This is a genomic window from Ensifer sp. Root423 (assembly GCF_001426275.1).
Lineage (GTDB): Bacteria > Pseudomonadota > Alphaproteobacteria > Rhizobiales > Rhizobiaceae > Ensifer > Ensifer adhaerens.
Genome location: NZ_LMEG01000043.1, coordinates 169,848 through 181,765, shown reverse-complemented (window position 1 = coordinate 181,765; position 11,918 = coordinate 169,848). Strand labels below are relative to the sequence as shown.

Annotated in this window: 9 protein-coding genes; 6 read left to right on the top strand and 3 right to left on the bottom strand. The window is 63.8% G+C overall.

Annotated elements, in window-relative coordinates; translation table 11 throughout:
* Nucleotides 1-153: 153 nt before the first annotated feature.
* Complete coding sequence (locus ASD01_RS26150; RefSeq protein WP_034805952.1) at nucleotides 154-1,179, bottom strand: ABC transporter substrate-binding protein; 1,026 nt, start codon at nucleotides 1,177-1,179, stop codon at nucleotides 154-156.
* A gap of 449 nt (nucleotides 1,180-1,628) precedes the next feature.
* On the opposite strand from ASD01_RS26150, the gene ASD01_RS26145 reads away from it, so the two are divergent.
* The 6 genes from ASD01_RS26145 to ASD01_RS26120 all read left to right on the top strand — a co-directional run bounded on the left by ASD01_RS26145 (nucleotide 1,629) and on the right by ASD01_RS26120 (nucleotide 7,804).
* A complete protein-coding gene (locus ASD01_RS26145; protein WP_034805657.1) occupies nucleotides 1,629-2,447 on the top strand; it encodes a DUF3100 domain-containing protein in 819 nt (272 codons plus the stop codon).
* A 15-nt stretch (nucleotides 2,448-2,462) separates the two neighbouring features.
* Complete coding sequence (locus ASD01_RS26140; RefSeq protein ID WP_034805654.1) at nucleotides 2,463-2,975, top strand: hypothetical protein; 513 nt, start codon at nucleotides 2,463-2,465, stop codon at nucleotides 2,973-2,975.
* A gap of 105 nt (nucleotides 2,976-3,080) precedes the next feature.
* Nucleotides 3,081-4,238, top strand: a complete 1,158-nt coding sequence (locus tag ASD01_RS26135; RefSeq protein WP_060644645.1) for a M20 aminoacylase family protein — start codon at nucleotides 3,081-3,083, stop codon at nucleotides 4,236-4,238.
* Nucleotides 4,239-4,262: 24 nt separating this feature from the next.
* Nucleotides 4,263-5,180 carry a LysR family transcriptional regulator gene (locus ASD01_RS26130; protein ID WP_244495306.1) on the top strand — a complete coding sequence of 306 codons (918 nt, stop codon included), beginning with the start codon at nucleotides 4,263-4,265 and terminating at the stop codon, nucleotides 5,178-5,180.
* A gap of 179 nt (nucleotides 5,181-5,359) precedes the next feature.
* Nucleotides 5,360-6,244, top strand: a complete 885-nt coding sequence (locus ASD01_RS26125) for an NAD(P)-dependent oxidoreductase (protein WP_060644643.1) — start codon at nucleotides 5,360-5,362, stop codon at nucleotides 6,242-6,244.
* 18 nt (nucleotides 6,245-6,262) lie between these two features.
* Nucleotides 6,263-7,804, top strand: a complete 1,542-nt coding sequence (locus ASD01_RS26120) for an aldehyde dehydrogenase family protein (RefSeq protein ID WP_060644641.1) — start codon at nucleotides 6,263-6,265, stop codon at nucleotides 7,802-7,804.
* Nucleotides 7,805-7,879: 75 nt separating this feature from the next.
* On the opposite strand, the gene ASD01_RS26115 is transcribed toward ASD01_RS26120, so the two are convergent.
* Together ASD01_RS26115 and ASD01_RS26110 are read right to left on the bottom strand one after the other, a co-directional pair.
* Entirely contained in the window at nucleotides 7,880-10,162 is a 2,283-nt protein-coding gene (locus ASD01_RS26115) for a TonB-dependent receptor (RefSeq protein ID WP_371814115.1), read from the bottom strand.
* Nucleotides 10,163-10,833: 671 nt separating this feature from the next.
* Nucleotides 10,834-11,793 (bottom strand): 3'-5' exonuclease, encoded by a 960-nt coding sequence (locus ASD01_RS26110; RefSeq protein WP_060530413.1) that lies wholly within the window; start codon nucleotides 11,791-11,793, stop codon nucleotides 10,834-10,836.
* Between the last annotated feature and the right edge of the window lie 125 nt (nucleotides 11,794-11,918).

The window sequence follows — 11,918 nt, the reverse complement described above, 5'->3', positions numbered from 1 at the left end:
CATTTGGTTGCTTGCCGCATCTTCAGGGATGCTCGCGCTCGGCACCGGCTCCACTGCAGCAATCTTTCACGCCCGATCGGCCTTGGTCGGTGGCCATCGGCGGCATCGGTCGCCGGGCGGCTCAAGACAAGAGTCGCCCGGCGAAACCCGAACTTACTTGAACAACGCCGTGGCGTCGTCGATCGAAAGCGCGTTGGTGTAGGAGTAGTAGCCCGGCTTGCCGTCGAGCTGCTTGGCGGCGTCGCCGAGGTTCTTGCTGTCGATGAACGGGATCGGCAGATACATGGCGTTCTTGTACTGGCCAGCCGTTGCCGGCTCCTTCAGTTCCTTGCCCTGCAGCATCAGCACCGCGACGTTGAGCGCGCTTGCCATGACGCCCGGCGGGTTGACGGTCGCGCCGGAATTCAGCTTGTCCTTGACCCAGAGATCGATGAAATCCTTGCGGATTTCGCCGGTTGCGGCGATCTGGCTGGTCTTGCCCGCATCCATGATCGACTTCCAGGCGCCAGCCGCCATGCCGTCCTGCACGACGACGCCGTTGATATCAGGATAGGTCGCAAGAATGTTCTGCATCGCTTGCTGGCCCTGGGCCTGATCCCAGTTGGCGTTGACCTCGTTGACCACCTGCAGATCTGGATAATCCTTGAAGACGCTCTTGTAGCCGGCAACGCGCATTTCGTTGGCCGGATGGCCGGCGACGCCGTTGATGGCGACCACCTTGCCCTTGCCGCCGAGCGTGTCAGCCAGCCACTTGGCGCCGGCGGCGCCCCAGGCCGTCTGGTCGATGCCGACATAGGTCGCATCCGGCGAGGAAACCTCAGCGTCCGTCGCGATCACCAGGATGCCGGCTTCCTTCGCCTGGGCGAAGATCGGATCGAAGGCCGTCGGGCTGTTGGGGTTGATGATGATGGCGTTAACGCCTTCGGCGATGAAGTTGCGCACATGCGCGATCTGCCCGGGTACGTCGACATTGGCACTCTGGACGGAGACTTCGACGTCGACGCCCTTCTCCTTCCACTTCGCCGCGGCCTCCTTGGCCTCGTCGATCATCTGCGTGCGCCATTCGCTGCCGACCCAGCCGTTGGACAGGCCGATCTTGAAGGTCTCGGCATTGGCGAAAGAAGCGGAAATGGCAATGGTTGCGACAGCGCCTAGCGCTGCGGCGATAAATTTCTTCATCAGATCCTCCCAAATCTTGCGAAAACCATGAAGCCAGAAAATGTAATCGATTTCAATGGGCATTTTCGGGAATTTTGTGCGGTTTCGTTTCCGCCGCCGGGAGGATCAAGGAGATAGCGGAAAGCGTCGGGCGCGGGCAGAATAGACTTCGGAAAGTGTCTCACCGAGAGAAGCCAATAGTGCTTGGTTCCCCCTCCCCGCTGTGCGACAGCAAGGGCAGAGGCGGTGACGATTCGTCGTTGCGCCAACTGGAATGAACTGCAGGAATGACGCCATGACATGAAGGCGCTGCGGGATTGATCCCAATGGCCGCCCGAACAGCGGCCCGCCCGTTGCTCAAATCGCAACACTTCGTTGCTTGCCGGCCGGCTAGCCGCAATTTGCCCTCACCGCCTACTCTGAACGCTGGGCAAAGAACAACAACTGGCTCCCAACCAGAGGAGAACATCATGACCGGGAAAACCGGAGCCGCCTCGGGCGCGCTCTATCTGCATATCTTTGTGCTGGCGATCGTCATCGCCTCCGAGCTGATCGGCATTCAGCGTCTGCCGATCGGTATCGGCACCGTCATCTTCCTGCCGATCCTTTACGCCTTCGCGCTTGGCATCGCCTTCAATCCGGCCATTTTCAAGGCGACCGGCAAGTTCCTGTCGCGCGATGCGGTCAAGCTTTCCGGCGCGATGATCACCGTTGCCATCATGCCGTTCATCGCCAAGTTCGGAACGACGGTCGGCCCGCAGATTTCGCAGATCATCGAGGCCGGCCCGGCGCTGGTTCTGCAGGAACTCGGCAATCTCGGAACGATCATCGTCGCCTTCCCGGTCGCAGTGTTCCTTCTCAAGATGGGCCGTGAAGCCGTCGGCGCCACCTATTCGATCGACCGCGAGCCGAACATCGCGCTGATCGCCGACAAATATGGCCTCAACTCGCCGGAAGGTGCCGGCGCCATGGGCGTTTATGCGACCGGCACGCTGATCGGCACCTTCGTCTTCGCCATCATGCCGCCGATCGTTCACGGCCTCGGCATCTTCGACGTGCGTGCGCTCGCCATGTCCTGCGGCGTCGGCTCCGGCTCGATGCTGGCGGCCTGCACCGGCGGTCTCGTCGCGGCGGTGCCGGACCAGAAGGACATCATTCTCGCGCTCGCCGCCGCCAGCAACATCCTGACCTATGCCACCGGCCTCTATGTCGGCATGTTCGTGGCGCTGCCGTTGACGGAGTGGCTCTACAACAAGGCGCGCCCATCCGAGCGTCGCACCGCAGCCTGATCGGGAGAGAGAACCATGACCAACCAGAACACCTCCGCCAACTACGCCGACGATCTCCCGCTGAACCCCGAGGACGAACGCAAGCTCGATGTGATCGGCCATGCCGGCCTGCTGATCATCGCCTGTGCGATCGGCCTTGTCGCCAACTGGGTCGGCACCGGAACGTCACCGCTCACCGCATTGCCGGGCATGGCGACGCTATATGCCGCCTGTATCGTCGGCCTGGCGCTCGCCCGCTTCGTGCCCTTCTACCTGCCAAGCGTCGCCTGGGTTTCGCTGATCGCGATCCTCATCACCATCCCGGGCGTTCCGGGTGCAGCCTGGGTCAGCGAACAGGTCGAGCACCTCAACTTCCTCGCATTGGCGACCCCGGCGCTTGCCTATGGCGGCCTTGCCTTGACGGCGAACGAGTTCGCGATCGCCCGCCGCTCGGGCTGGAAGATCGTCATCGTCGCGATCTGCGTGATGGTCGGCACCTATATGGGCTCGGTCGTCGTCGCCGATCTCTTCCTGCGTCTCGGCCAGTAACGCGGCACGCAATTCCAGGAAGCGGTTTTCCGTCCGGAATTGTGTAAGAGAAACAGGTCGGCCGCTCTGCGGCCGGCCATCCCCTCAAACGACAGGACGCACGCCATGACACGCCACGACATCAGCCCCGAGCGCATCGAGGAAACGATCCGCTGGCGTCATCACCTGCATGCCCATCCCGAGCTTGCCTTCGAGGAACGCCAGACCGCGGCCTTCATCGCCGGCCGGCTTGCCGAATGGGGCATTGCCGTGAAGGACGGTTATGGCGGCACCGGGCTTGTCGGCACGCTCAGGCGTGGCACATCGAACCGATCGATCGCCATTCGCGCCGACATGGACGCGCTGCCGATCATCGAGACGAGCGGCGCTGCCTACGCCTCGAAGACGACGGGCAAGATGCACGCCTGCGGCCACGACGGCCACGTCGCCATGCTGCTGGCCGCCGCCCGGCAGGCGAGCGAGATGGACTTCGACGGCACCGTGCATTTCATCTTCCAGCCGGCCGAAGAGGCCGAGGGCGGTGCCCGCGTCATGGTCGCCGATGGCCTCTTCCGTGATTTCCCGGCCGATGCCGTCTATGCGCTGCACAACTGGCCGGCGCTCGACGTCGGCTCGGTGGTGGCCCGCGACGACGCGATGATGGCCGCCTTCGGGGTCTTCGAAATCACCATCACCGGTCGCGGCGCCCATGGGGCGATGCCGCATGAGGGTGCTGACCCGCTCGTCGCTAGCGCCCAGATCGTCACGGCCTTGCAGACGATTGCCAGCCGTAACGTCTCGCCACTCGAAGCGGCCGTCGTCTCCGTCACACAGATCCACGGCGGCGACGCCTGGAACGTGATCCCGGAAAAAGCCGTGATCCGCGGCACCACGCGCTGGTTCGACAAGGCGGTCGGTGACACGCTCGAAAACCGGATGCGCACGCTCGTTTCGGCCCTTGCCGAAGGGCTCGGCTGCACGGCCGAGCTCGATTATCAGCGCCGCTATCCGGCGACGATCAACGATCCCGCAGCCGCCGCGCTCGCACGCTCGGTCGCCGCGGCAGACCCGGCCTTGACGGTCATCGACGCGCCACCAAGCATGGCGGCCGAGGACTTCGCCTTCATGCTCGACGAACGTCCCGGCTGCTATCTCTGGCTGGGCGCAAGACGCGACGGCGCCAATCCCGGCCTGCACTCGCCGCACTACGATTTCAACGACGCGATCATCGGCCAGGGCGTAAACCTCTGGACACGCCTGATCGCGACCTCGCTTGGTCGTTGACCCCAAGGGGATTCCGTCGCATCCATGACCACCATGGACGTACTCGACGCGAAAGCGCTCAGGATCTTTATGGCGGTTGCGCGCATCGGTTCGATCCGGGGCGCTGCGGAGCATATGGGGCTGGCGCCATCGGTCGTCAGCCGCCAGATCGCCGACACTGAACGCGACATCGGCCTGTCCCTCTTCGAGCGCACCGCCCGCGGCACGGTCCTGACCGACGCCGGTGAACTAGTGCTCGAACACGGCAAACGCGTGCTCGAGGACAACGGGCTGCTTGCCGAGCAGCTCGACCAGATCCGCGGCGTGCAGCAGACCCGCATCCGCATTCGCTGCGGCGAAGGTTTCATGGCCGACCTGGTGGAGCACGGGCTCTCGTCGTTCTCAAAGGCACATTCCTATGTGCGCTACATCGTCGAACTCGGCAGCACCGAAGACGTCGTCGACGCCATCGCCAACAGCGACGCCGACATCGGCATCGCCTACAATCCCCTGACCGAACCGCGCATCCGGGCGCTGGCGATTGCGCGCCAGCCGCTCTGCGTCATCGTGCCGGCAGGCCATCCCCTGTCCGAGCGCAGCGACCTGAAACTTGCCGATTGCCTCGCCTTCCCGTGCGCGCTGCTCGGCAAGGGCAATGGCGTGACACAACTGGTGGCGCGGGTGGCGGCGGATGCGGGGCTGGCGCTGGCGCCGTTGCTCGAAACCCATTCGATCGAGGTGCTCCGCCGCTTCGTTGCAGCAAGCCTTGGCGTCACCTTCCTGCCGCGCACGTCCGTAACCGTGGAAATTACGCGCGGGTCCATGCAGGCGATCGACCTCGCCGATCCGCTGCTGAGCGAGGCGAGCGCGCATCTGATGGTGCGGGCGCACCGCCGCCTGCCGCTGTCGGTCGAAAAACTCGGCCAGCATCTCGCGCGCGAAATGCAGTCCTTCCAGACTTAGAAGACCGTCCTCGGCTCCATGAAAACCGCGCGTCGCTAACGCTCGCCTGTCCCATCACCGGCGGTCGAGCAGACGTTGCCACGCCAGCAACGCATTGTACCAGGCGCGCCGTCTACCCGCTCGCCAGCCCGCATGCCACCTTCGCCGGATCATTCTGATCATACGAGGGTAAGCGGATCATGACGGCGGAACGAACAACAGTTGGCGTGGTGGGTTTGGGCGCCATGGGGCTCGGCATGGCGACGACGCTCGCCGGCAAAGGGTTTGCCGTCAAGGGCTTCGACCTCTCCGAGGCCCGGCGCACACTTGCCGCCGAAGGCGGGGTGACCCCGGTCGAGGCTCTGACTGACGTCTTCTTCGACACCAACTTCATCGTCTTCTCGCTGCCGACCGCCAAGGACGTGGCAGCCGTCGTCGAGGCCAATCTCGAAGCGCTGAAGGCGGCCGGCCGCCGCGTCGTCATCATCGACACCTCGACCTCCGAGCCGGATGTCTCGCGTGATCTCGCCGCAGCCCTTGCCGGCCTCGGCCACGGCTTCATCGACGCGCCGGTCTCCGGCGGTCCGGCAGGTGCCGCAAGCGGCAAGCTGACGATGATGATCGGCGGCAGCGATCAGGACGTCGCCCTTGCCGACCCGGTCATCGACGCGATGTCGGCCAAGGCCCTCCATGTCGGCCCGAGCGGCGCCGGCAACGTCGCCAAGCTCGTCAACAACCTGCTCGCCGCCGCCCATATGGTGACGACGGGCGAAGGGCTGAAGCTGGCGCTTGCCGCCGGGCTCGATGCGGACGAGGCGCTGAAGGTGCTCAACGCCGCCTCCGGCAAGTCGATGATCAGCGAGGTGCATTTCCCGACCTGGGTGATGAACGGCCGCTTCGACAGCGGCTTCACCATGGGCCTGATGCGCAAGGACGTGCGGCTTGCCAGCGAGCTTGCGGCCCGCACCGGCGCCGATCTGCCGCTCTCGGGCGCGGTCGCCAAGCTCTGGGCCGAGAGCCCGCTCGAAAACGCCGAGGACTTCACCCGCATGGGCGCCTTCCGCCCGGTGGCCAACGACAACTGAGACTTGAAGGGAACGACGATGAACGACATGACCATGCCCGCCAAGGCCGAGCGCATCCGGGCGCTGTTCCACGGTATCATTCCCGGCACCGAGATCGGCAGCTATGTCGACGGCACGCTGGTGCCCGGTTCCGGCGACGAGCAGGCGCTCACCGATCCGGCGACCGGCGAAATCTTCGCCACCTTCAAGGACGCCGGCGCTGATGTCGTCGACGCCGCCATGCAGGCGGCAGCGCGCGCCCAGCGCGAATGGATCTCGATGACCGCTTCGGCGCGCGGCCGGGTGATGAACGAGATCGCCCGCAAGATCCGCGAGCGCGCCGGCGAGATTGCCGAGCTCGAAAGCCGCTCGGCCGGCCGGCCGATCCGCGACATCCGTGGCGAGGCGGTCCGGGTCGCCGAGATGTTCGAATATTATGCCGGCTGGTGCGACAAGCTGCACGGCGAGGTCATCCCGGTCCCGACCTCGCATCTGAACTATACCCGCAATGAGCCGGTTGGCGTCGTCGCCCAGATCACCCCTTGGAACGCGCCGCTCTTTACCGGCGGATGGCAGATTGCGCCTGCGATCTGCGCCGGTAACGGCGTCGTCATCAAGCCGTCGGAACTGACGCCGCTCAGCACGCTCGTGCTCGGTGCGCTCTGCGAGGCGGGCGGCGCGCCCCGCGGCCTCGTCAACGTCATCGCCGGCCAGGGCGTAACGGCGGGCCAGGCGATGGTCGCCCATCCGAAAACGGCACTCGTCGTCTTCGTCGGCTCGGCGCTTGCCGGTTCGGCCATTGCGGCAGCGGCTGCGAAGAACGTCGTGCCCTGTATCCTCGAACTCGGCGGCAAGTCCGGCAACATCGTCTTTGCCGATGCCGATATCGACCGCGCCATCGTCGGCGCCCAATCGGCGATCTTCTCTGGCGCCGGCCAGAGCTGCGTTGCCGGCTCACGCCTGCTCGTGCATCGCTCGGTGCACCAGCAGTTCGTCGAGCGTTATGCCGAGGCTGCCGCGCGCATCCCCGTCGGCGATCCCTATCTCGACAGCACGCAGATCGGCCCGATCAACAATGCACGACAATGGGCGAAGATCGCGGAAATGGTGCGCCAGGGCGTTGCCGAAGGTGCGACGCTTGCAACCGGCGGCGCCAAGCCGGCTTCTCTTCAAGCTTCCGGCGGCTTCTATTTCGCGCCGACCATCCTCGACAACGTCAAGCCGGACATGACGATCGCCCGCGAAGAGGTCTTCGGCCCGGTCGTCGGCGTCACCGTCTTCGACGACGAGGACGAGGCAGTCGCACTCGCCAACGATAACCCGTACGGCCTGGCCGGTGCGGTCTGGACCGGTGATGTCGGCCGCGCACACCGGGTCGCTTCAAGGGTGCGGGCCGGGACCTTCTGGATTAACGGCTACAAGACGATCAGTGTCATGTCGCCCTTCGGCGGCTTCGGCCGCTCCGGCTATGGCCGCTCCTCCGGCCGTGATGCACTGATGGCCTATACACAGACGAAGAGCGTCTGGGTCGAGACCGCGGAAAACCCGGCCGTCGTCTTCGGTTATTCGCCGGAAGCCTGATCGGCACGCCCCCCGAAACGAGAAACGGCCGGCAGAATGCCGGCCGTTTCTTTTTGTGACTGAAGCTCCTCTGGCTCAGAATTCAAACGCAGTCGACACCATGAAGGTGCGCGGCGCGCCGGCGGCAAGGAAGCCACGGGCGGACGAGGCCCAGTAGTTCTCGTCGAACACGTTCTGGACGGTCGCCCGGATTTCCACCGGCTTAGCGTTTTCACGCTCGAAGGAGTAACGCGCACCGAGATCGACCCGCGTCCAGTCCGAGACCTTCTGCGTGTTCCTCTGGTCGTAGTAGGTGCTGCCGGTATAAACGAGGCGACCGGTGAGCGTCAGGTCCTCGACCCAGGGTGTGTCGTATTCACCATAGAGGCTGATCGCGGTCGTCGGGACGCCGGGCACACGGTTGCCATCGAACCGCTCTCCTGTTCTCGAGTTCTCTGCCTTATCGAGCTTGGCGTCCATGAAGGTGATGCCACCAAGCAAGCGAACGCCGTCAACCGGTTCGCCATAGGCTGAAAGCTCGATGCCACGGTTCACCTGCAGGCCGTCGACGGCGAAGACGCCGCCGGTTGTCAAACCGTTTGGCTGCCTGATCTCGAACAGCGCTGCGCCGAGCATTACTTCGCCGAGGTCGTATTTGAAGCCGATTTCCTTCTGCTTGCTGACAACAGGAGGGAAAATCTGGTCGCTGTTCAGAGCGTTGGACGGCGCTGACGGCCCTTCGGTCAGAGCTTCCACGTAGTTGCCGTAGACAGAGAAGCTGTCGGTGACGTTTACGAGTGCCGCGACGGCAGGGCTGAACCGGCCTTCCTCGTAATAGTAGGTCTGTTGACCGAGCGGCACGGCGCCGGGACGCGTATTGTACCCTCGTACACGCATTTCCTGATAGCGCCCGCCGACCGTCAGCTGGAAACGGTCTTCGGCAAAGGAAAGCGTATCGGAGATCGCGACGCTGGTCGCGAGCAGGTCCGAAAACGCATGCAGGTCGTTCGAGCGCGGAAGCCCGCCCGTATTGACCCAATCGCTCGGCACATAGATCGGATTGTAGATGTTGGTCATGTAGCTTCTGAAGCCGAGCCTGCCCGGATGGAAGTAGCCGCGGTTGTTCTCGTTGAGCGCTCGGCTCACAGAAACGCTGAGCTGGTGACCGACGGGTCCGGTATCGAACTCCGAGCGGAGACCAACCTCACCCGAGACCCCCTGGATCTCCTGCGGATTGTAGCCGAACTCGGCCAGCGCATCGCCATTGGGATTTTGAATGGTGTAGGACGTGCTCAGGAAGTCCTCGCGGTAGCGGCTGATGCCGCCGGCGGCGTAAACAGTGGTGTTCTCCAGCACGTCGAACTCGACGCGGCCAGCGACCATATTGTGTTCACTGTCATGGTATTCGAACGGGTTGGACGTGTTGATCCGGCCGTCCGGCGCTTCCGGGATCTTGATGCCCGGCGCTGCCGCGTTGAACAGCGAGGCCGGCGCATTGATGTTCTGCTTGGAATGATTGAGGTCGAGCGAGGCACGCACCCGATCGCCGCGATAGTCGAGCCCGAGCGACAGCACGCCGATCTCGTTTTCGTTGTGGTCAAGCGCCGTGTCGCCGCCACGATAGGAACCGTTGAAACGGACGCCCCATTCGCCCTCGGGCCCGAAACGGCGACCGACATCGAGGTGCGACCACAATTGCGAGTCCGACATATAGGTGGTCGTCAGTCGCGTCAGCGGCTCGTCGGTGGCGCGCTTGGGCACCAGATTGATAGTCCCACCGACGCGGCCGACGCCGCCGTTGACCAGCGCGCTCGGGCCTTTCAGGACCTCGACGCGCTCGATACCCTCAAGGGGGCTGCGGCGCGGGTTGGTGATGTAGAAGAGGCCGTCATAGGCCGTATCCAGATTGGTGACCGAGAAGCCGCGAATGAAGAACGAATCACGCTCGCTGAACGCCGGCGCATCCATGCGTACCGAGGGATCGTTGAGGGTGACATCGGCGACCGTTCGCGCCTGCTGATCGCGGATCAGCTTATCCGTGTAGCTGGTGACGCTGAACGGGGTTTCCTTGACAGGACGGTTGCCGAGCGCGCCAAGCCGCGCACCGGTCGCCATCTGACCGCCCGCATAGGGAGCTGACGGCTGGCCGATGGTGCCGGTCTCAGGCGGCTGACCGCCCGCTTGCCCGACGGCCACGATGGGGGCCAGCTGCGTCGCGCCGCCCGAACTGCGTTCAGCCTGGGCCAGGCTTTCGACCCGGTTGGTCTTGCGTGCCTCCTGGGCCGACGCCGCCACGGCGGACATTGCCAGCAGCGACACGCCCGCCAGCACGACTTTGGCTCGCCGACGCGAAACCGAATTGAACCTGCCCCTTGCCATTCTCTTACCCCTGTAACTTCGATTAAGGTGAATTCCGTATCCGCCACTGTCGCCGGCCGAACCCAGCCGCTCAGAACGCGACGCACGCGCCTTGCCCGTTGAACAACGGTGCAGGGCGAGCCCCGGACATTACGTTCAGTTGCGGCTATTTCGACCGACAGACGGGTCTCGTGCGCAGCAGCTCGCTTCGGCAAAGCGGGTGCGTAACCGGCCCTTCGGTCACGGCGCGTTCGGTTGCGCCCATGCAGACTGGCTGCCAGACAAAGTGTCGGCGATCGCGGGTCATCCCACGCTTGGGAGCACTCTCAAAACTGGACGAGATTGCGAACATCGACATTGAAACATCAACTATAACAACAGCATAAAACTTGAATTTCAAAGTCAAGTCTGCGCACGTATAGTCGGATTCGGTCGGGCGTCCACGCTTTTTGTGCGTGAATTCAGCGGTTAACGGTAAACCGGGCGTTGTTTGCCAGATGTGGAAAGACAGGCAAATCGGGGCGTAGCGGGCCGTCAGCCCGCGTCCGGCGCAGGACAGCCTCAGCCTGGCGCCTGCGCTATGATCGGTGGGCCGCGTCATGCAAAGATCGGAGGGAAAAGGATGTTTTAATCGAGCGACGCCCGCGTCACCCAAGGGCTTGCCCTGTCGGCCGCAGCGGCTCGTTCGCGTGTCAGGCCCGGAAGCGATCGAAAGCGGTCAAGCGCTTGATCGGCGGATCGGCTTCCTTCCAGCGATAGATCTCCGAGCGGAGGTAGCCGAGTTCGTCTTCAAGTGCGGTTTCGGCGACTTCGACCCACCAGGATTTCGGACGGCCGTCGCTTCCGTCAGACCAGCGGTAGCCGCGAGCTTTCAGATGATCCTTCATGTCGAAGGGGCTGTTTTCCGCAAAAATGCGGACGCGTGATCGCTGGCTAGCCTCGCAGAGTTCGGCAAAGGGCGTGCTGCCGGAGCCGCCATCCTTGGCAAGGACTTCGAGCAAAGCGAAACAGTCGTCGACCGCCCGGTGGCCGTCGTGGAAGTAACCGGCCTGCCCGATCAGGTAACCGAGCTTGGTGCCTTCGAAGCCGCGGGAAGACCAATCGATCTCGGAGACGGAACAGGCCCATGCCTTTCCTGCGAAAACGGGCGAGAAGGCCTCGCAGAAGGGACGGTCGAAGCCGGCATTGTGGGCGATGACAAGGTCGGCCTTTTCCATCAGCGCCCGCACTTCGTCGAGGTCGATCGTCTTTCCCGCGACCATCTCGTTGGTGATGCCGGTAAGACGAGTGATTTCCGCAGGGATCGGATTGGACGGCTGGCGCAAGCCGCCGAAAACGCCAGTCACGTCTCCCAGGTTTCCCTTCTCATCGAAGGTAAAGGCGATCAGGCCGATCTCGATGATCTCATCCTTGCGATGGTTGAGCCCTGTGGTTTCGGTATCGAGAATGACGCCATGCAGGGGGAAGCCGGGACGCGCAACAGGCACCACAGCGCGCGGCACAAGCCGCTGCAACAGGCGATAGCGACCCGTGGCCTGAAGGTGGCGGACCATATCGTCCTCGGTCAGCGATGCCCGCTTGACCGCCGGTCCACCGCCCGCCTTTTTGGAAGTTGCCTCGTCCGAAACAAAGAGGTCGAACTGCTGCGTCATTCGGTTGTCCCGCAAATTAACGACTCACACGTCTGCGTTCCAGAATAGCGGCTAACAGGCATGCTTCCCAGCAAATCGGGAAGAAGGCGCAGGAGCGCCTGGATTTTCAGGCGCAAAAGATGGGG